The organism is Caldimonas caldifontis (assembly GCF_002930615.1).
Classification (GTDB): domain Bacteria; phylum Pseudomonadota; class Gammaproteobacteria; order Burkholderiales; family Burkholderiaceae_C; genus Caldimonas; species Caldimonas caldifontis.
In genome coordinates this window covers 224,129-244,111 of record NZ_PSNX01000004.1, presented here as the reverse complement: position 1 = coordinate 244,111, position 19,983 = coordinate 224,129, and the positions used below count along the sequence as shown (strand labels likewise).

Genomic DNA, 19,983 nt, shown 5'->3' with positions numbered 1-19,983 from the left:
GCGAACCGGGGTTCGCCTTGGAGTCGACTCGGTGGGCCCGGGTTCGCGAGCGTTGCTGCCTGATGCAGCAAAAACCGAAGCATTCTAGCGGAACGCGTTCCGGCCCTTGAACACGGAGACCTGGGTCATTTGGTGGGTGCTGACGGGATCGAACCGCCGACCTACGCCTTGTAAGGGCGCCGCTCTACCAGCTGAGCTAAGCACCCGGGCGGACGCCCCACTCTCAGTTGAGAGCGTCCTTGAGAGCCTTGCCCGGACGGAACTTCGGCACCTTGGCCGCCTTGATCTTGATGGTGGCCCCCGTGCGCGGATTGCGGCCGCTGCGTGCTGCGCGCTTGCCTACCGCAAAGGTGCCAAAGCCCACCAGCGACACGGTGCCCCCTTTCTTCAGGGTGGTCCGCACGCCGCCGATCATGGCCTCCAGCGCGCGGCTGGCCGCGGCCTTGGAGATGTCGGCTTGCTTGGCGATGTGCTCGATGAGTTCAGTCTTGTTCACGAAAACCCCCTCTCAAGGTGTCTCACACAGAAGATATGAATCCCGGCGCCGCGATTGCGCATGACGCTGTGATGGTGGATTTGGCGGCTGGAAAAGCTGCACAACCATTACAGCCAGCACCCTCGACAGTGTCAAGGGCGGATGCGGATTCTATGCGCTTTGCCGTTGCTTCATGAGTGAATGATCCGCGTGAAATCTCGTCTTGACAGGGGTTGTGCGCCTTTCGCCCGCTCGGGCGTCAAGCAACAGACAGGGTTTGCTCGATGGCGCGACCGAGGTCTTGCGTGCTTGCGCTCCCCCCGAGGTCGGGGGTGCGAGGCGCGCCGCTGGCCGGGTCGAGCACCGCCTCGATGGCGGCGAGGATGGCGTCGTGCGCCGTCTTGTGTCCCAGGAAATCGAGCATCAAGGCAGCCGACCAGATCTGCCCGATGGGGTTGGCGATGTTGCGCCCGGCGATGTCCGGTGCCGAGCCATGCACCGGCTCGAACAAGGAAGGAAAGCGCCGATCCGGGTTGAGGTTGGCCGACGGCGCAATCCCAATGGTGCCGGTGCAGGCCGGGCCCAGGTCGCTGAGGATGTCACCGAAGAGGTTGCTCGCCACCACCACGTCGAAGTGATCGGGGCGTTGCACGAAGTGAGCCGTGAGAATGTCGATGTGGAATTTGTCCACGGTCACATCTGGATACTGTTGGGCCATGGCCTCGACTCGTTCGTCCCAGTAAGGCATGGTGATCGCGATGCCATTGGACTTGGTCGCGGACGTGAGCTTGCGGCGCGGGCGCGACTGGGCCAGGTCGAAGGCGAATTTCAGCACGCGGTCCACCCCGATGCGGCTCATCACGGTTTCCTGGATGACGATCTCGCGCTCGGTGCCTTCGTACATGCGTCCGCCAACCGAGGAGTATTCGCCCTCGGTGTTCTCGCGCACGATCATCATGTCGATCTCTCCGGCGGCACGTTGGCTGCCGTCACGGCGTACCAGCGGCGAGCGGATGCCAGGCATCAGGCGGGCCGGACGCAGGTTGATGTACTGGTCGAACTCACGGCGAAAACGCAGCAGCGACCCCCACAACGAGACGTGGTCGGGGATCTTCTCGGGCCAGCCGACCGCACCGAAGAAGATGGCGTCATGGCCGCCGATGCGGTCCTTCCAGTCGTCGGGCAGCATCTTGCCGTGGCGCTCGTAATAGTCCCAGCTCGAGAAATCGAACTCGTCCACTTCCAATGCAATGCCGAAGCGGCGCGCCGCGGCGTCGAGCACGCGCAGGCCCTCGGGCATCACTTCCTTGCCGATGCCGTCTCCGGCGATCACGGCGATGCGGGCCTTGCCCGCCGGTGAGTTCAACGTCATGGGGTCTCCTTGAAAAATTCCAACGCATCCTGGAGCACCTCGTCAGGGCGCTCCTCGGCCAGGTAGTGGCCGCAGTCCAGCGCACGCCCGTCAACCTGTTCCGCCACGTCGCGCCACAGGCGCAGCACATCGAAGCATCGCCCCACCGTGCCGTGACGGCCCCAGAGCACACGCAGCGGCTGCGGCAGCCGGCGGCCGGCCGCACGGTCCTCGCGGTCGTGGGACAGGTCGATGCCGGCCGAGGCGCGATAGTCCTCGCAAAGGGACGTGGCAGATCCGGGGCGCTGCAGTGCCTCCTCGTAGGCCGCCAGCGCCTGGGGGGCAAAGATGGACAGCCCTGCATGGCGCCGACCCATCACCTGGCGAATGTAGAAGCCCGGGTCGGCCTCGATCAGGCGCTCAGGCAGTGGTGCGGCCTGCGTGAGAAAGAACCAGTGCCAGTAGGCCTGCGCAAAGTCCTGGGTCGTGCCTTCGTACATGGCCAGCGTGGGAGCGATGTCGAGCAGCATCAGCCTTTGCACGCACCCGGGATGGTCCGCCGCAAGTCGGTGGGCCACCCGCGCTCCCCGGTCGTGCGCGAGCACGGCAAAGCGCTCATGGCCGAAATGGCGCAGCACCTCCACCACATCCTGGGCCATCGCCCGCTTGCTATGGCGAACGTGCTCAGGGTCCGCGGGCGGACGGGACGAAGCGCCATAGCCCCGCAGGTCGATCGCAAAGACGCTGAAGTGCTCGGCCAGCGCATCGGCCACGAGGTGCCACATCACGTGGGTCTGGGGATGGCCATGCAGCAGCACGAGAGCCGGCCCCTCACCCCCATGACGCACGGCGATCTGCGCGCCCGAGGTGCGCACCTGGCTTTGGGTGTAGCGCTTGAACATGGACGCATTGTGTTCTTCTCACCGAGGCCTGCACAAGAAACAATAAGGCAAGATATTATTTCCTTTGCGGAATCAAACGGAGCGACTGAGTGATCGAGCACCGAGACCTTCAACTGGTGCTGGCCGTGGCCGACCAAGGCAGCCTTGCGGCCGCGGCGCGAGCACTCGACACGGAGCCGCCCGCCGTGACCAAGCGGCTGGCGGCGCTGGAATCCCGCCTGGGCCTGCGGCTCTTCCATCGCACCACCCGTCGCCTGGGGCTCACCGATGAAGGCGAGATCTTCTGTGCGCGAGCGCGCGAGCTGCAGGCCGGGCTGGCCGACCTGGAAACCGAATTGCAGGAGCGTGTGGGGGAACCGCGCGGGCTGATCCGGCTGGCCAGCACGCTGGGCTTCGGCCGGCGCTGGGTAGCTCCGGCGATTGCCGACTTCCAGGCGCGTCATCCGGCGGTGGAGGTGCAGCTCCAGCTCATGGAGCAATGGCCCGATCTGGGCACCGGCAGCTTCGACGCCGCCGTGTGGCTCTGGCAGCCACCCGAAGGCGGGGTGGTGATGCGCAAGCTGGCGGCCAACCGGCGCGTGGTGGTGGCCTCCCCCGACTACCTTCGCGAGCACGGCGCGCCGCAACATCCTGCCGAACTGACGCATCACCACTGCCTGGTGGTGCGCGAGCATGACAGCCGCTATGCCACCTGGCGACTCACGGCGCTGGACCGCCGGCGTCGCCCCGCTGAAGTGGCCGTGCGCGTGAGCGGGCCGCTGTCGAGCAACTCTGGCGAGGTCGTGCGCGACTGGGCGCTGACCGGGCGGGGCCTGATGCTGCGTTCACTGTGGGACGTGCACGAGGCCCTGGCCGATGGCCGACTCGTGCAGGTGCTGCCCGACTACGCCATGCTCGATGCCGACGTGCACTGGGTGGTCCGCCCGCGCGCTGCGGGCGCGCCCCTGCCCTGGCGGCTGCGACTGCTGCAGGATCACCTGGTGGGGTGGCTGGCCGATCCGCCCTGGCTGCGCACCACCAGCCACACGCCCCAGGCGACGATGCCCATGCCGACCAAGGCCAGCGCCGTCAGGGTTTCGCCAAAGAGCAGCCAGGCCAGCACCGCCGTGCACGGCGGCACGAGGTAGAGCAAGCTCGTGAAGGCCGTGGCGGCCCCACGCTGGATCAGCAGGTACATCAGCGAATTGCCGCCCAGGGTGAGCACCAGCACCGACCACGCCATGGCCCCGATGAAATGCGGGTGCAGCACGATGGGTTCGGCTTCCAGCCAGGCCAGTGGCGCGGCAACGGCCAGGGCGGCCATGAGTTGCACGGCATTGCCGGTGCGCGGATCACCTGCCACCACATGGCGCTTCTGGTACAGCGTGCCTGCAGTGATGGCCAGCAGCGCCCACAACGCCAGCGCGAGGCTGACCGGGCCGGCCTCGCCGACACCCAGCTTGTCCCACACCACCATCACCAGGCCGGCAAACCCCAGGCCCAGCCCGGCCCACTGGCGCAGGCTGACGCGCCCTTCCCCCAGTCGATCGACGGCGCTCACCCACACGGCCGTGAGCACGGGTTGCAAGCCCACGATCAGCGCCACCAGACCGGCGCCCATGCCCGCCTTCACGGCGGCCCACACGCCCCCCAGGTAGCCGGCATGCAGCAGCACCCCCACCACCGCCAAGTGGCCCCACTGCGAACGGGTGGTGGGCCAGCGCGCGCCGGCCCAGCGGGCCCAGAGCACCAGGCCGAGCACCGAGAAGGCAAAGCGCCAGGCCAGGAAACTCATGGGTGGCGCATGTGGCATGCCGTAGCGGGCCACCACGAAGCCGGTGCTCCAGATGAGCACGAAGACCCAAGGCGCGGCGCGCAGCAACGCACCCTGGCCCCAGGCGTTCATCGCGACTTCGCCCGGATCTCCGGCAGCGCTTTCTGGAGGTAGTACACCATCGACCAGATGGTCAGGATGGCCGCAAGGTAGATGAGGCCCGTGCCCCACAGGCGCGTGTCGATGAAGCGCAGGATCACGCCGTCATAGAGCAGGAAGGGAATGGCCACCATCTGGGTGCCCGTCTTGAGCTTGCCCAGCATGTGCACCGCCACGCTGCGCGAGGCGCCGATGCTGGCCATCCATTCGCGCAGGGCCGAGATGGCGATCTCGCGGCCGATGATCACCAGGGCGATCAGGGCTCCGACGCGGTCGAGCTCGACCAGCACCAGCAGCGACGCGCACACCAGGAACTTGTCGGCCACCGGATCGAGAAAAGCGCCAAAGGCCGAAGTCTGGTTCATGCGCCGGGCCAGCCAGCCATCGGCCCAGTCGGTGAGCGCGAAGATGATGAACAGCACAGCGGCCGTCAGGTTGCGCGTCGCCCCGTCGAGCGAGGGCAGGTAGAACACCCCCACGATGAGCGGGATGGCCACGATCCGGGCCCAGGTCAGCAAGGTGGGGAGATTGAAGAACATGGGGGCGATTGTGGCTCAGTCCAGCGTACGGGGCTTGAAGCGTCGATCATCCCGGAACAGGAAGGTTTCGGTGATGCGCCAGGGCCGCGGCAGATGGGCCACGCTGCCGAAGGGGGCTGCCCGCCGCACGGCCTCGATGGCCACCTGCGTGGTTTCGCGCGCCTGACCGGGGTAGCGCAGCACCTCGATGCGCCGCACGCTGCCGTCCGCGTTGAGGTCGATGGCCAGCACGGGAATGGCCAGCAGCACATCGGGTGGAGTGTCGAGGTAGATGCCGCCGGCATTGGCGGCCACGATGCGACGCGCGGCGCGCAGGCGGTAGTCGTCCCAGCTGCGTGCACGCGCGTCCACCGGCACCGGCACGCCAGGGTCCACCGGACGCGCCTCGGGCGCTGTCGGCGCGGGAAGCGATGCAGGAGGCGGCGCCGGTGCCCGCGGTGACGGGGAGCAGCCCAGCAGCACGGCGCAGGCCAGCAGCGATGACGTCCACAACAGGTGGGATCGGCGAAGTGGGTGGGGCCTCATGCAAGCTCTCCTCGGTGCAGGCGCGGTGGTTGTGTCAGTGCAGCGCCTTGTAGATCTCCTCGGCCAGCTCGCGCGAGATGCCGTCCACCGTGGCCAGGTCGTCCACACTGGCCTGGGCCACGCCGCGCAGGCCGCCGAAGCGCTGCAGGAGTCTAGCCCGCTTCTTCGGTCCCACGCCGGCGATGTCCTCCAGCTTCGAGCCGCCCGTGCGCACCGACGCCCGCTTGGCCCGCATGCCGGTGATGGCAAAGCGATGCGCCTCATCGCGGATCTGCGCCACCAGCATCAGCGCCGCCGAGTCGCGCCCGAGATAGACCTTCTCGCGCCCATCGGCAAACACCAGCTCTTCCAGGCCCACCTTGCGGCCCTCGCCTTTTTCCACGCCGACGATGAGGCCGAGGTCCAGCCCCAGCTCCTCGAAGACCTCGCGCGCCATGGCCACCTGGCCGCGCCCGCCGTCCACCAGCACGAAGTCGGGCAGCCGCGCCTCGCCCTTGCCCGCCGCCTCGGCCAGCTTGGCATAGCGCCGCGTGAGCACCTGGCGCATCGCGGCGTAGTCGTCACCGCCGGTGATGCCCTCGATGTTGTAGCGGCGGTACTGGGCGTTCTGCATCTTGTGGTTCTCGAACACCACGCACGAGGCCTGGGTGGCTTCGCCGGCCGTGTGGCTGATGTCGAAGCATTCGATGCGGAAACGGTCCAGGTCTTCGGTACTGAGGTCCAGCGCCTCCACCAGCGCACGCGTGCGCGCCTGCTGCGAACCTTCTTCGGCCAGCAGCCGAGCCAGCGCCAGCTCGGCGCCCTTGACGGCCATCTCCAGCCACGCGCGCCGCTGCTCGCGCGGCTGGTGCACGGCGTTGATCTTCACCCCGGTCTGCACCGACAACGCCTCCAGCAGCGATTTGTCCACCGGGTGGCTCACCACCAGCAGGGGCGGCACCCCGCCGTCCAGGTAGTGCTGGGCGATGAAGGCCTCCAGCACCCGGGACTCCACCGATGAGCGTTCGCAAACCTCCTGCAACTCGTCTTCGTCCACCGCCACGGCGGCCGCTTCTTCAACGTGAGTGGGAAAGTAGGCGCGATCGCCCAGGTGACGCCCTCCGCGCACCATCGCGAGGTTCACGCAGGCTCGGCCGCCCTGCACCTTCACCGCCAGGATGTCGGCATCGCGGTCGCTGCCCGTGTCCACGGCCTGCTGATGCAGCACGCGCGACAGCGCACCGAGCTGGTTGCGGATCTCGGCGGCCTGCTCGAACTCCAGCTTCTCAGCATGCGCCATCATCTGCGCCTGCAGGGTGTCCATCACCTCCTGCTGTTCGCCGAGCAGGAAGCGTTCGGCATGCGCCACGTCGCGGGCATAGTCCTCAGGGCTGATGAAACCCACGCAAGGGCCCGAGCAACGCTTGATCTGATAGAGCAGGCAGGGTCGCGTGCGGTTGTTGAAGACAGTGTCTTCGCAGGTGCGCAGGCGGAAGACTTTCTGCAGCAGCTGGATCGATTCCTTCACCGCCCAGGCGCTGGGATAGGGCCCGAAGTAGCGGTGCTTCTTGTCCACCGCCCCACGGTAGTAGGCCAGGCGGGGGAAAGCGTGCGAGGCGATCTTCAGGTAGGGATAGCTCTTGTCGTCGCGGAAGAGGATGTTGAAGCGCGGGTGCAGCGTCTTGATGAGGTTGTTTTCCAGCAGCAAGGCCTCGGCCTCGCTGCGCACCACGGTCGTCTCCAGCCGGGCGATGCGCGTGACCATGTGGCCGATGCGCGTGCCGCCATGGTTCTTCTGGAAATAGCTCGACACCCGCTTCTTCAGGTTTCGCGCCTTGCCCACATAGAGCACGGTGCCCTGGGCGTCGAAGTAGCGGTAGACCCCCGGCAGGCCGGGCAAGGCAGCCACTTCGGCGAGCAGCCTCTCGCGCTGCGCCTCGGACGGGTCGGCGACCGGTGGTGTCTCGGGGCGCGGGTCGGGGCTCTCGTCGGAAGTCATGGGCGCGATTGTGCCGCCCTCACAATGTGGGGATGCATTGGGATCTTTTCTGCCGGGTCATCGACAACTACGGCGACATCGGGGTGTGCTGGCGGCTCGCGGCCGACCTGGCCGGCCGTGGCCAGGCCGTCCGGCTGTGGGTGGACGACCCGTCTGCCCTGGCCTGGATGGCGCCCCAAGGCTGCCCCCGCGTGGAGGTGCGCCACTGGCGGGAACACTGGGATCCGGTCGAGCCTGGCGACGTCGTGATCGAAGCCTTCGGCTGCGACCCTCCCGATGCCTACATCGAGCGCATGGCGGCTCGCACCCCGCCGCCGATGTGGATCAACCTCGAATACCTCAGTGCCGAGGACTATGTCGAGCGCTCACACGGCTTGCCGTCGCCGCGGTTCCAGTCACCCGGCGCCGGATTGGTCAAGCGCTTCTTCTACCCCGGCTTCACTCCCAACACCGGGGGCCTGTTGCGAGAGCCGGGCCTGCGGGCCGAACGGGCCGCCTTCGATGGCACTGCGTGGCTGGCCGCCCGAGGTTTCGTTCGAGCGCCGCATGAGCAGGTGATCTCGCTCTTTTGCTACGACACGCCCCGCCTGCCGGCCTGGCTGGAAGCCCTGGCCGAGCAGCCCACGCTCCTGCTGGTGACACCGGGACTCGCCACCCGCCAGGTGGAGGCCTTGCTGGGCCGGTCCGCCTGCGAAGGCCGCATCGACCGTTTGGGGGCCCTGCGCCTGGGCTGGTTGCCCGCCCTGCCCCAGCCCGAGTTCGACCGTCTGCTGTGGGCCTGCGACCTGAACGTGGTGCGGGGGGAGGATTCCTTCGTGCGGGCCCAATGGGCCGAGCGCCCTTTCATCTGGCACATCTATCCCCAGAGCGACGGGGCCCACGCCCTGAAGCTGGAGGCCTTCCTCGACCGCTACCTGCTCCACGCCCCCACCACCGTGGGCCACCCGCTGCGGGCCCTGTGGCGCTCCTGGAACGGCCTCGCGGCGGACCTTGCGCCGCTGCGACCGGCATCCTGGCCAGACCCGCACGCCTGGCAGGGCCATTCACGGCAATGGGCCGGGCAACTCGCCAGGCAGGCCGACTTGTGCACGCAACTGCTGGCCTTGACGCAAACCCCTGCAGCCCACTCAGGTTAGAATATAGGGCTTTGCGGTTCCTGGATTTCCGGTCGCCATGACAGACCGGAATGCCATCGCGCCTGACGCCAGGACCGACCCGACCCCAGGAACGACCCCCGAGAGGGACTCACCATGAAGATTGCACAGGAAATCCGCGCCGGCAACGTGATCATGCAGGGCAAGGACCCCATGGTCGTGCTCAAGACCGAGTACAGCCGTGGCGGCCGCAATGCCGCCACCGTGCGCATGAAGCTGAAGAACCTGCTGAACAACTCCGGCACGGAGGTTGTGTTCAAGGCCGACGACAAGATGGACCAGATCATCCTCGACAAGAAGGAGTGCACCTACTCCTACTTCGCCGACCCGATGTATGTGTTCATGGACACCGAGTACAACCAGTACGAGGTCGAGGCCGAGAACATGGGCGACGCCATCAGCTACCTGGAAGACGGCATGGAAGTCGAAGTGGTGTTCTACGACGGCAAGGCCATCTCCGTGGAACTGCCCACCTCGGTGGTGCGCGAGATCACCTGGACCGAGCCGGCCGTCAAGGGCGACACCTCGGGCAAGGTGCTCAAGCCTGCCAAGATCGCCACCGGCTTCGAGATCCAGGTGCCCATCTTCGTGGCCCAGGGCGACAAGGTGGAAATCGACACCCGTACGCACGAATACCGCAAGCGCGTCTGAGCGGCACGCTGCTGCGCGAAGAGCCGGCCCCTGGGCCGGCTTTTTCTTGGGCCAGACTTTCCTGGGCCACACTTCGAGCACATGAACACCCAGCCGATCCGGCCCGCCCTCGTCGAGATCCGCGACGGCGTGCCGTTTGCGCCCGCCTTCGGTGACGTCTATCACGCGCGCGCGGGCGCGCTGGCGCAGGCCGGGCATGTCTTCCTGCGGGGCAACGACCTGCCGCAGCGCTGGGCTGGCCGCAGCGACTTCACCATCGTGGAGACCGGCTTCGGCCTGGGCAACAACTTCCTCGCCACCTGGGCGGCCTGGCGGGCCGATGTGCAGCGCTGCGGGCGGCTTCACTTCGTCTCGATCGAGAAGCACCCGCTCACGCGCGACGACCTCGCCCGCGTGCTGGCAGATCACCCGCTGGACGAACTTGCCGAGACCTTGCTCGCGCAATGGCCCCCGCTCACGCCCAACCTGCACCGGCTGGACTTCGACGGTGGGCAGGTACGGCTCACGCTGGCCTTCGGCGACGTGGCGGCCCTGCTGCCCGAGTTGCGGCTGCGCGCCGATGCCTTCTATCTCGACGGCTTTGCGCCCGACCGCAACCCCGAGATGTGGAGCGAACGCCTGATGTCCGCGCTGGGCCGCCTGGCCGCCCCCGGCGCCTCCGCCGCCACCTGGAGCGCCTCGCGCGCGGTGCGCGACGGCCTGGCCCAGGCGGGCTTCATGGTCGAGCGCGCCCCGGGCTTCGGCGGCAAGCGCGAGATGACCGTGGCCCGCTTCGCGCCCCGCCACATCCCACCGCTGCCGGCGGCCGAGGCACCGGCACCTGCCGCCTCTCGCCATGTCGTCGTGCTGGGTGCAGGCCTGGCCGGCGCCAGCGTCGCCCGTGGCCTGGCCGCACTGGGCTGGACCTGCGAACTGATCGACCGCCAGGCGCGACCGGCCGCCGAGGCCTCCGGCAACCCCGGCGGGCTCTTCCACGGCATCGTCCTGCCCGACGATGGCGCCCACGCACGGTTGCACCGCGCCGCCGCGCTGCGCCTGCAGCAGGTCTTGCCCGGCCTGCGCGGCCGGCACCTGATCACAGGCGGTTTCACCGGCCTGCTGCGCGCCGATGATGGCCCCGTGGAATCGATGCAGGCGGTGCTGGACCGCCAGGGCCTGCCACCCGACTACGTGCAGGCGCTGGACACCGTCCGGGCCGAACACCTGAGCGGCCTGCCGCTGGGCCGCCCCGCCTGGTTCTTTCCCGGTGGCGGCTGGCTGCGCCCCAGCGACCTGGTACAGGCCCTGCTCACGGATGTCGGCGACGCCGTGCGCTGGCGGGGCGGGCTGGACATCCGCAGCCTGGCGCGAGTGGCCGACGAATGGGTGCTGATGACAGCCCACGGCACCGTGGCGGCCCGGGCCGAGGTGGTCGTGCTGGCCAACGCCTTCGATGCCCACGCGCTGCTGCCGCAGGGGCCCTGGCCCCTGCAACGGGTGCGCGGTCAGATCACCCGCTTGCCCGCCACGCTGCCGGGCCTGGCGCTGCCCCGCCTGCCCGTGGCAGCCGGGGGCTACCTGCTGCCCGCGCACGAGGGGATGTCCCTGTGCGGCGCCACCAGCCAACCCGGCGATGCGGATCCGACATTGCGAGCGAGTGACCATGGGCACAACCTGGCCCAGCTCGCAAGGCTCGGCGTGTCGTCACCTGCTGTCGATCCGTCCACCCTGGACGGCCGTGTCGGCTGGCGCGCCGTGACACCGGACCGGCTGCCCTTGATCGGCCCGGTGCCCGACACGGGCGCCCTGCCGGCGCTGGGCCGCCGCATCACCCAGCCACGTCATCTGCCCCGTCTGCCAGGCCTGCATGTGTGCACTGGCCTGGGCTCGCGGGGGATCACCTGGTCGGTGCTCGCCGGCGAGATCACGGCGGCCTGGATCGCCGGTCAGGCTTGCCCGGTGGAAGCAGGCCTGCGTGACGCCGTGGACCTGGGGCGCTTCCTGAGCCGTGCAGCACGACGTTCAGCGCTGTGACGGGCCTCAATCGCGGTCGTCTGCAACTTCGTCGGGCAAGAGGCCGCCGGCCTGGGCCTCGGGCAGGGCTTCCACGGTCCTGAGCGCGCGGCTCATCTGGCGCGTGCGGGTCTCGGCCTTGTCCAGCGTGTTGAGCACCGTCTGCGTCTGATCCTTGACGCGGGCCAGCACCTCACCGAACTTGCCGAACTCGGTCTTCACCGCGCCCAGCACTTTCCAGACCTCGGACGAGCGCTTTTCCAGTGCCAGCGTGCGGAAGCCCATCTGCAGACTGTTGAGCATGGCCAGGAGCGTGGTGGGCCCGGCCAGGATGACACGGTGGTCGCGCTGCAGGCCCTCCGTGAGGCCGGGGCGGCGCAGCAGTTCGGCGTAGAGACCTTCGGTGGGGACGAACAGCACGGCGAAGTCGGTGGTGTGCGGCGGCGCCACGTACTTCGCCGCGATGGTGCGGGCCTCGTCGCGGATGCGCAGTTCCAGGGCCTTGGCAGCGGCCTCGGCCGCCTCGCGGTCGGCATCGTCCTGGGCGGCCAGCAAGCGCTCGTAGTCCTCGCGCGGGAACTTGGCATCCAGCGGCAGCCATACCGGCGCGCCGTCGTCGCCCTTGCCCGGCAGGCGGATCGCAAATTCCACACGGTCCCGGCTGCCCGGCACGGTGGCCACGTTCACGTCGTATTGCTCGGGGGTGAAGACCTGTTCGAGCAGCGCGGCCAATTGCGTCTCGCCAAACACGCCGCGGGTCTTCACGTTGGTCAGCACGCGCTTGAGGTCGCCCACGCCCTGGGCCAGGGTCTGCATTTCGCCCAGACCACGGTGCACCTGCTCCAGGCGGTCGGCCACCTGCTTGAAGCTTTCGCCCAGGCGTTGTTCCAGCGTGGCGTGCAGCTTCTCGTCCACCGTCTGGCGCATCTGCTCGAGCTTCTTCTCGTTGTCGGCCGCCAGCGCGGTGAGACGTGCCTCGACCGTGTTGCGCACCTCCATCAGGCGCCGCTCGTTGGCCTCGGACAAGGCGCGCAGCTGCTCGTTGAGCCCCTCGGCAAAGCGTTTGAGCGCCACATCCTGCGCTTCACGCGCAGTCTGGGCCTGCGCGGTCAATGCAGACGAGGTGGATCGCAGGCTGTCGGCCACCTGCTGCTGCATCGCCGCCAGCTGGGTGCGGAAGCTGTCGATCTGCTCGTTCTGCGTGCGTGCCACGTCGCCCTGCTGGGTGAGCAGGGTCTGCTGAAAGAGCGCCAATGTACTGCCCAGTTCCTGGCGCGTGCCCTGGGCACTGCGGCCCAGCTCGTCGCGCAGTTCCCGCTCGACGCGGGCCACGGCCTCACCCTGCAGGCGCGTCTGCGCAAGCAGATCCTCACGACTCGCAGGGACACTCTGTGCCTGCCCGACCACCCGCCAGGCCACCACAGCCAGCATCACGAGATTGGCCGCGCCCAGCGCGGCCAGCCACCACAGATTCAGTTCCATGAGACGATTGTGTCAGGCCGGCACGGCTCAGCGCTTCAGCACCTCGGGATTCACCGGCGTGGGCGGGCGTCCCGCGTCCGGGCCGCAACCGAGCGCGGCAATGAGGTTGTCCACCGCGAGGTTCGCCATGGCCCGGCGTGTGGCCACCGAGGCGCTGGCGATGTGGGGCGTGAGCACCACGTTGGGCACGGTCAGCAGGTGCGGGTGCACCTGGGGCTCGCCTTCGAACACGTCCAGGCCGGCGGCAGCGATCAGGCCGTCGCGCAGGGCCTGCGCCAGCGCCGCATCGTCCACCACGCCGCCGCGGGCGATGTTGGTGAGCGTGGCCGTGCGCTTCATCTGCGCCAGTTCCACCGCGCCGATGGCGTGGTGGGAACTCGGCGAATACGGCACCACGATCACCAGGTGATCGGCCTCGCGCAGCAAGGTGGCCTTGTCCACGTAGCGGGCCCCGCACCGGGCTTCGGTGGTCTCGGGCAGGCGTGAGCGGTTGTGATAGATCACCTTCATGCCAAAGCCATGGGCGCCGCGCCGGGCGATGGCCTGGCCGATGCGGCCCATGCCCAGGATGCCCAGCGTGGCACCGTGAACGTCGGGGCCCACGAACATGTCGTAGCGCCACTTCGTCCACTTACCGGCACGCAGGTAGTGCTCCGATTCGGCAATGCGCCGCGCTGCGGCCATCATCAGCGCAAAGCCGAAATCGGCCGTGGTCTCGGTCAGCACATCCGGCGTGTTGGTGACGACGATACCGCGCGCCGTGCAGGCCGCCACGTCGATGTTGTTGTAGCCCACCGCCATGTTGCACACGGCCTTGAGCTGCGGGTTGGCCGCCAGCAGGGCCTCGTCGATGCGTTCGCTGCCGGTGGCCACCAGGCCGACCTTGCCCTGCAACGCGTTCCTCAGCCCCTCGGGACTCCACACTTCGTCATCGGGGTTGTCCTGCACCTCAAAGTGGGCCCGCAGGCGGTCGACGATGTCGGGAAAGGCGGCGCGCGCCACAAGCACCTTCTGCACGGCAGTCTCCTCTGTGATGGTTTGAGCCATTGTAGGAAGACCGCTCAAGCCCGAAGCTGAGCGTGGGCTGAACACCCTCAGCCGTGGAAGCGGGTGAACTCGTGCACTGGCGCGCGCTCGGTCACCAGGGTGTTCTCGACGGCCTGCGGGTCGGCCTGGCCCAGCGACATGCCGCACACCAGCATTTCCTGCGGTGGCGTACCGAGGTGGTCCATGATGATCCGGTGGAACGGGGTGAAGGCGGCCTGCGGACAGGTATCCAGCCCCCGGGCTCGCGCGGCAACCATGACGTTCTGCAGGAACATGCCATAGTCCAGCCAGCTGCCGCGCTCCATCACCCGGTCGATGGTGAACATCAGGCCCACTGGCGCGTCGAAGAAGGCGTAGTTGCGCCCGTGCTGCTCGTGCATGCGCAGCTTGTCGCCCTTGACGATGCCCAGCAGGCCGTAGAGGTCCCAACCCACCTTGCGACGCCGCTCGATGTAGGGCGAAACCCACTCATGCGGGTAGTAGGCGTACTCGGGCTCGTGCAACTGTGCCTCGGCCGGGTCGTCATACGCGGCACGCAACTTCTCCACAAGCCCGCGCAGCGGCTCGCCGGTGAGCACGTGTACCTTCCAGGGCTGGGTGTTGGTGCCCGAGGGCGCACGCGAGGCCACGCGCAGGATCTCCTCGATCGTTTCGCGCGGCACTGGCGTGGGCAGATAGGCGCGGATGGATCGGCGCGAGGTGATCGCCTCGTCCACGCAGGCGATGGCCTGCGGGGTGCCTAGCGTCATCGCAGCACCTCCAGCGCCGCCACGAGGGGCGCCGGCAGCGGGACCGGCTTGCGTGTGGTGCGATCCACATAGACATGCACGAAATGGCCTCGCGCTGCCGTCAGTGGCTCGCCTTGCGCAAACAGCCCCACCTCGTAGCGCACGCTCGACGACCCCAGGTGCGCCACCCGCAGCCCAGCCTCGACCCTGTGCGGAAAGGCCAAGGGCGCGAAGTAGTTGCAGTGGGTTTCCACCACCAGCCCGATCACGTCCCCGGCATGGATGTCCAGGGCCCCCTTCGAGATCAGGTACTCGTTCACCACCGTGTCGAAGTAGCTGTAGTACACGACGTTGTTGACGTGGCCATAGATATCGTTGTCCATCCAGCGCGTGGTGATGGGCAGAAAGTGGCGGTAGGTCTCGCGGGTTTCAGCCTGGGGTCGGCTCATGCCGGGTCTCCTCGTGGGGGGCCTGGGCGCGCGGCCAGGTCAGCCAGTGCTCGCAGGCCAGTTGCAGGGTGCGCCATTGCAGCGCGACGGTCTGATGGATGTCGTGGCCGTAGCCCCCGGCCATGGTCACCACCACCGGGATGCCCCGTTCGCGCACCGCGCCCAGCACGCGCGCATCGCGCTCGGCCAGACCGGCAGCCGTGAGCTTGAGCCTGCCGAGGCGGTCGCCCTCGTGCGGGTCGGCACCGGCGAGGTAGAAGACCAGCCCCGGCGGGGCCGCGTCATGATGGGTCCACAAGGCTGCCAATGCCTGGTCCAAGGCCTCCAGGTATGGGCCGTCAGTGCAGCCATCGGGCAGTTCCACGTCCAGGTCGCCGGGTTCCTTGCGGAAGGGGAAGTTGCGCGCCCCGTGCAGCGACAGGGTGTAGACGGTGGGGTCGTCGCGGAAGATGGCCGCCGTGCCATTGCCCTGGTGCACGTCGAGGTCGATCACGGCCACACGCAGCAGGCGGCGGTGGTGCCGATGCCATTCGGCCTGCATCAGCCGGGCGGCCACGGCCACGTCGTTGAAGACACAGTAGCCGCTGCCCTTGTCGGCGTAGGCATGGTGGGTGCCTCCGGCCAGGTTGGCCGCCACGCCCTCGGCCAGCGCCGCGCGGGCCGCGGCCACCGTGGCCCCCACCGAGCGCCGGGCACGTTCGGCCATCACCGGCGACCACGGAAAGCCGATCTCGCGCTGCTGGGCCGCGCTCATCGTGCCGTGGAGAACGGCGTCGATGTAGGCCGGCGCATGCGCCAGCGCGAGCTCCCCTTCGCTGGCGGCAGGCGACTCCACCAACCGGACGCGAGGGAGTTCGGCCGCCACCCGATCGCGCAGCAGCCGGTACTTGGCCATCGGGAATCGGTGCCCGGGCGGCAGCGGCAGGACGTAGCGGTCGGAGTAATAGGCCAGCATGGCGCCGATCGTGTGCTGGCGGCATTGTCGGGCGAGAGTCGTTGGCCTGCTCGTCACACCCGTGACATGGCCCCGTCGGACACTGGGGCGTTGAGGGTTGGAATCAATGCTAGAGGAATGCCCCTAAAGTTTGCTGCAGCGCAACAAAAAGGGCTTGCAATGAGACGGAAGAGTCCTATACTTCCAATCATGCTGCACCGCAGCAAAACTTCATCCACCCACCCGAGGAGCCCTCGATCATGATGACCGCTGAACAACTGGTTGCCGCCCACAAAGCCAACGTCGAGACCCTGTTCGGGCTCACCCAGAAGGCTTTCGAGGGCGTGGAAAAACTCGTCGAACTGAACCTGCAGGTCGCCAAGGCGTCGCTGACCGAAGCCGCCGAGCACGCCCAGGCCTCGCTGTCCGTCAAGGACGCCCAGGAACTCCTGGCTCTGCAGGCCTCCCTGCTGCAGCCCAGCGCTGAGAAGGCTGCCGCCTACAGCCGCCATGTGTACGACATCGCCTCGGCCACCAATGCCGAAGTGAGCAAGGTGGCTGAAGCCCAGATCGCCGATGCGCAGAAGAAGTTCCTGGCCGTGGTGGACACCGCCGTCAAGAATGCCCCTGCCGGTACGGAAAATGCCGTGGCCCTGGTGAAGTCGGCTGTGGCTGCCGCCAACAACGCCTTCGAGAGCGTGCACAAGGCCGCCAAGCAAGCCGCTGATGTGGCCGAAGCCAACTTCCAGGCCGTGACCAGCTCGGCGGTGAAGGCTACTCAGGCCCCGCGCGCCAAGCGCAGCGCCTGATACAAGGACTTGCAAGTACTCGAGAACCGGGGTTGAACTTTTCGGGTTCGCCCCGATTCTGAGGGATACCGTGCAGCATGGCTCCACGGTCTCCCTGAAAGGTTGTCTCCTCGGTACCTCTCCAGGTACCTTCAGCCCGGTGGCTTGCCACCGGGCTTTTTTCTTGTGGCAACGCTGAGTCAGCGTGTCTTGGCAGCAATGCGCTCGCGGATCTGCGGCAACAGGGCCAGCGCCGCCTCGCGGCCCGCATCCATGGCCAGCCGGCGCGAGCGGAAATCAGTCCCGGCCAGGCCCGCCAAGGGCGGGCGCACCACCACATCGGCCTCGCGCAACTCGAAGTGGTTGATGCTGCGGCCCATGATCGCAAAGGTCTGCAGCAGCATGCGCATGGCATCACCCAGCGCCCCGCCCTGGGGGGGCGTGGAGATGTCCACCGCGATCACGAGGTCTGCTCCCATCTGGCGTGCAAAGCGCACGGGCACCGGCGACACCAGGCCCCCGTCCACATACTCCTTGTCACCGATGCGCACCGGCTGGAACACCGCCGGCACCGCGCTCGATGCCCGCACGGCCATGCCCGTGTCGCCGCGCTGGAACAGCACTGCCTCACCGGTGGCCAGATCGGTGGCCACGATGCCCAGCGGCAGCTTCATGCGCTCAATGGTCAGCCCGCCGGTCTGCTGGTTCACGTAGCGCGCCAGGGCTTCGCCGCGGATCACCCCGCGCAAGGGGAAGGACCAGTCGGTGATGGCCGTCTCGTCCATGGTTTCGGCCAGGGCGCGCAGTTCGCTGCGTGACTTGCCGGAAGCATAGAGCGCAGCCACCAGGCTGCCCGCGGAAGTGCCCACCACGAGATCAGGCTTGATCCCATGCTCTTCCAGCACCTGGATGACCCCGATGTGAGCAAAGCCGCGGGCAGCGCCACCGCCCAGGGCGAGCCCGATGCGCGGGGGGCGTGGCTCGGGAGTCGGGGCCGGGGCGGGCGAAGGCGGGGGGGCCACCACCACAGGCGGCGCCGTCTGGCAAGCGGCCAGGGCCAGTGGGGCCAGCAGCAGGCTGCGTCGCCGCAGCGCGCTGGGGCGACAGCCATCGAGAGGCATCGGAGCAGGGGCTTTCACAGGCATGGCGTGCGATCTTAGCGGGCTCAAGAGAGTGCTCGATCCTCAGCACTCATCATCAAATAACAGAAAAGAATAATCATCAAATGAATATGTAGTTCCCATATATATAGACGATCCCTACAGTGCAGCTTCCTGCGAAACCTCGAGAGCCGCATGCTTCCGGTCGGGCCCACCCCACCGTAGCGCACCGACTCCCACGGACCCCGAGATGTATCAATACACCGAGTTCGACCGCCACTTCGTCCACCAGCGCGCTGCGCAGTTCCGCGACCAGTTGCAGCGCCACCTGGCAGGCCAGCTGGGCGACGAGGAGTTCAAAGCCCTGCGCCTGCAGAACGGCTGGTACATCCAGCGCCACGCGCCCATGCTGCGTATCGCCATCCCCTATGGCGAAGTGAGCAGCACCCAGCTGCGCACGCTCGCTCGCATCGCCCGCGAGTACGACCGTGGTTATGGCCACTTCACCACGCGCCAGAACATCCAGTTCAACTGGATCCCGCTGGAACGTGCCGCCGATGTGATGGACGAGCTGGCCGCCGTGAACATGCATGGCATCCAGACCTCGGGCAACTGCATCCGTAACATCACGAGCGACGCCTTTGCCGGCATCGCCCCCGACGAGATCGTCGACCCGCGTCCCTACTGCGAGCTGATGCGCCAGTGGTCGACGCTGCATCCCGAGTTCGCCTTCCTGCCCCGCAAATTCAAGATCGCGGTGAGCGGTGCAGCAGAAGACCGCGCCGCCATCGGCTGGCATGACGTGGGCCTGCAGCTGCGGCGCAATGAGGCCGGCGACGTGGGCTTCCAGGTGCTGGTGGGCGGTGGCATGGGCCGCACCCCCCTCATCGCCACGGTGGTGCGCGACTTCCTGCCCTGGCAGCAGATCCTCGTCTACCTCGAGGCCATCGCGCGTGTCTACAACCGCTATGGCCGGCGCGACAACATGTACAAGGCGCGCATCAAGATCCTCGTGAAGGCCGAAGGTCAGAAGTTCATCGACGCCGTCGAGGCCGAGTTCCGCCAGATCCTGGAGCGCGATGCCGACGGTGCCGCCCATATCCTCCCCCAGGAGGAGCTTGACCGCGTCGCCCAGCACTTCGATGTGCCCGCTGGCGTGCGTTACGACCCCCAGGCTGCCAATGACGCACTGGCCGCCGCACCCGTCGATGCCCCGCTGGCCTACCGCCGCTGGCTGGAGCGCAATGTGCACGGCCACCGCTTCCCCGGCTACCGCGCCGTGACGCTGTCGCTCAAGCGGGTGGGACAGGCGCCTGGCGACGTCACCGACGGGCAGCTCGAACGCGCCGCCGACCTGGCCGAGCGCTACAGCGCCGGCGAGGCCCGCGTCACTCACGACCAGAATCTGGTGCTGCCCTGGGTGCATGAGTCAGAGCTGTACGCGCTGTGGCAGGAAGCGAAGGCCGCCAGCTTCGCCACCCCCAACATCGGCCTGCTCACCGACATGATCGCCTGCCCCGGCGGCGACTTCTGCGGCCTGGCCAATGCGCGCTCCATCCCGATCGCTGAGCAGGTGGCGCAGCGCTACCAGGACCTCGACGAGCTCTACGACATCGGCGACATCGACGTGCACATGAGCGGCTGCATGAACTCCTGCGGCCACCACCACACCGGCCACATCGGCATCCTGGGGGTCGATAAAGACGGCGCCGAGTGGTACCAGATCACCCTCGGTGGCTCGGATGGCTCCATCCAGAGCGGCCCCTCGGCCCCCGGCAAGGTGATCGGCCCCTCCTTCGCCGCCGACGAGGTGGTGGACGTGATCGACGCCGTGGTCGAAACCTACCGCGAGCAGCGCGCCACCAATGAGCGCTTCATCGACACCGTCAAGCGCGTGGGACTGGAGCCCTTCAAGAACGCCGCCAACGCGGTGCGCCGCACCACCGGCAAGGTGCTGGCCGCCTGAACAAGGATCC

General features: G+C 67.9%; 18 protein-coding genes, 1 tRNA gene and 1 pseudogene. 6 read left to right on the top strand and 14 right to left on the bottom strand.

What is annotated here, in order from left to right; translation table 11 throughout:
* Positions 1-130 precede the first annotated feature (130 nt).
* From C1704_RS06410 to C1704_RS06395, 4 genes are all read right to left on the bottom strand, one after another.
* Positions 131-206, bottom strand: a tRNA-Val gene (locus C1704_RS06410).
* Between the two features lie 17 nt (positions 207-223).
* Entirely contained in the window at positions 224-496 is a 273-nt protein-coding gene (locus C1704_RS06405; protein WP_104301907.1) for an HU family DNA-binding protein, read from the bottom strand.
* A 238-nt stretch (positions 497-734) separates the two neighbouring features.
* Positions 735-1,847 carry a tartrate dehydrogenase gene (locus C1704_RS06400; RefSeq protein ID WP_104301906.1) on the bottom strand — a complete coding sequence of 371 codons (1,113 nt, stop codon included), beginning with the start codon at positions 1,845-1,847 and terminating at the stop codon, positions 735-737.
* Positions 1,844-2,728: an alpha/beta fold hydrolase gene (locus C1704_RS06395; protein WP_104301905.1), complete on the bottom strand. Its 885-nt coding sequence runs from the start codon at positions 2,726-2,728 to the stop codon at positions 1,844-1,846. The genes C1704_RS06400 and C1704_RS06395 overlap by 4 nt, the downstream gene beginning before the upstream one ends.
* Positions 2,729-2,817: 89 nt before the next feature.
* On the opposite strand from C1704_RS06395, the pseudogene C1704_RS06390 reads away from it, so the two are divergent.
* Positions 2,818-3,642, top strand: a pseudogene (locus C1704_RS06390) (LysR family transcriptional regulator); the annotation flags it as partial.
* 59 nt (positions 3,643-3,701) lie between these two features.
* Here C1704_RS06390 and C1704_RS06385 read toward each other — a convergent pair.
* The 4 genes from C1704_RS06385 to uvrC are packed head-to-tail and all read right to left on the bottom strand — an operon-like array spanning position 3,702 to position 7,682.
* Entirely contained in the window at positions 3,702-4,613 is a 912-nt protein-coding gene (locus C1704_RS06385; protein WP_104301904.1) for a DMT family transporter, read from the bottom strand.
* Positions 4,610-5,179, bottom strand: coding sequence for a CDP-diacylglycerol--glycerol-3-phosphate 3-phosphatidyltransferase (pgsA, locus tag C1704_RS06380; protein ID WP_104301903.1), 570 nt, complete (start codon positions 5,177-5,179; stop codon positions 4,610-4,612). The genes C1704_RS06385 and pgsA overlap by 4 nt, the downstream gene beginning before the upstream one ends.
* Positions 5,180-5,194: 15 nt before the next feature.
* Positions 5,195-5,704, bottom strand: a complete 510-nt coding sequence (locus tag C1704_RS06375; protein ID WP_104301902.1) for an energy transducer TonB — start codon at positions 5,702-5,704, stop codon at positions 5,195-5,197.
* Positions 5,705-5,738: 34 nt separating this feature from the next.
* Positions 5,739-7,682, bottom strand: a complete 1,944-nt coding sequence (gene uvrC, locus C1704_RS06370) for an excinuclease ABC subunit UvrC (RefSeq protein WP_245876396.1) — start codon at positions 7,680-7,682, stop codon at positions 5,739-5,741.
* A 32-nt stretch (positions 7,683-7,714) separates the two neighbouring features.
* Between uvrC and earP the strand changes: the two genes are divergently transcribed.
* The 3 genes from earP (at position 7,715) to mnmC (ending at position 11,500) form a co-directional block, all read left to right on the top strand.
* Positions 7,715-8,818 carry an elongation factor P maturation arginine rhamnosyltransferase EarP gene (gene earP / locus C1704_RS06365; RefSeq protein ID WP_104301901.1) on the top strand — a complete coding sequence of 368 codons (1,104 nt, stop codon included), beginning with the start codon at positions 7,715-7,717 and terminating at the stop codon, positions 8,816-8,818.
* A gap of 114 nt (positions 8,819-8,932) precedes the next feature.
* The gene (gene efp, locus C1704_RS06360) at positions 8,933-9,487 is read left to right on the top strand and encodes an elongation factor P (protein ID WP_104301900.1); all 555 of its coding nucleotides are present in this window, start codon (positions 8,933-8,935) and stop codon (positions 9,485-9,487) included.
* An 81-nt stretch (positions 9,488-9,568) separates the two neighbouring features.
* Positions 9,569-11,500, top strand: a complete 1,932-nt coding sequence (mnmC, locus tag C1704_RS06355; RefSeq protein WP_104301899.1) for a bifunctional tRNA (5-methylaminomethyl-2-thiouridine)(34)-methyltransferase MnmC2/FAD-dependent 5-carboxymethylaminomethyl-2-thiouridine(34) oxidoreductase MnmC1 — start codon at positions 9,569-9,571, stop codon at positions 11,498-11,500.
* A gap of 6 nt (positions 11,501-11,506) precedes the next feature.
* Here the strand turns inward: mnmC and C1704_RS06350 are convergent, their stop codons facing one another.
* From C1704_RS06350 to C1704_RS06330, 5 genes are read right to left on the bottom strand one after another with little or no spacing between them, the layout of a single operon-like run.
* Positions 11,507-12,961 carry a DNA recombination protein RmuC gene (locus tag C1704_RS06350; RefSeq protein WP_104301898.1) on the bottom strand — a complete coding sequence of 485 codons (1,455 nt, stop codon included), beginning with the start codon at positions 12,959-12,961 and terminating at the stop codon, positions 11,507-11,509.
* Positions 12,962-12,988: 27 nt separating this feature from the next.
* Positions 12,989-14,008, bottom strand: coding sequence for a 2-hydroxyacid dehydrogenase (locus C1704_RS06345; RefSeq protein WP_104301897.1), 1,020 nt, complete (start codon positions 14,006-14,008; stop codon positions 12,989-12,991).
* Between the two features lie 47 nt (positions 14,009-14,055).
* A complete protein-coding gene (locus C1704_RS06340; RefSeq protein WP_104301896.1) occupies positions 14,056-14,757 on the bottom strand; it encodes a nitroreductase in 702 nt (233 codons plus the stop codon).
* A complete protein-coding gene (locus tag C1704_RS06335) occupies positions 14,754-15,185 on the bottom strand; it encodes an acyl-CoA thioesterase (RefSeq protein WP_104301895.1) in 432 nt (143 codons plus the stop codon). Before C1704_RS06335 ends, C1704_RS06340 begins: the two co-directional genes overlap by 4 nt.
* Entirely contained in the window at positions 15,166-16,140 is a 975-nt protein-coding gene (locus C1704_RS06330; protein ID WP_104301894.1) for a histone deacetylase family protein, read from the bottom strand. Before C1704_RS06330 ends, C1704_RS06335 begins: the two co-directional genes overlap by 20 nt.
* 236 nt (positions 16,141-16,376) lie before the next feature.
* On the opposite strand from C1704_RS06330, the gene C1704_RS06325 reads away from it, so the two are divergent.
* Positions 16,377-16,928 (top strand): phasin family protein, encoded by a 552-nt coding sequence (locus tag C1704_RS06325; protein ID WP_104301893.1) that lies wholly within the window; start codon positions 16,377-16,379, stop codon positions 16,926-16,928.
* 179 nt (positions 16,929-17,107) lie between these two features.
* On the opposite strand, the gene C1704_RS06320 is transcribed toward C1704_RS06325, so the two are convergent.
* A complete protein-coding gene (locus tag C1704_RS06320; RefSeq protein WP_419186783.1) occupies positions 17,108-18,052 on the bottom strand; it encodes a patatin-like phospholipase family protein in 945 nt (314 codons plus the stop codon).
* Positions 18,053-18,257: 205 nt separating this feature from the next.
* Here C1704_RS06320 and C1704_RS06315 point away from each other — a divergent pair, with 205 nt between their 5' ends.
* Complete coding sequence (locus C1704_RS06315; protein ID WP_104301891.1) at positions 18,258-19,973, top strand: nitrite/sulfite reductase; 1,716 nt, start codon at positions 18,258-18,260, stop codon at positions 19,971-19,973.
* Positions 19,974-19,983: the final 10 nt, after the last annotated feature.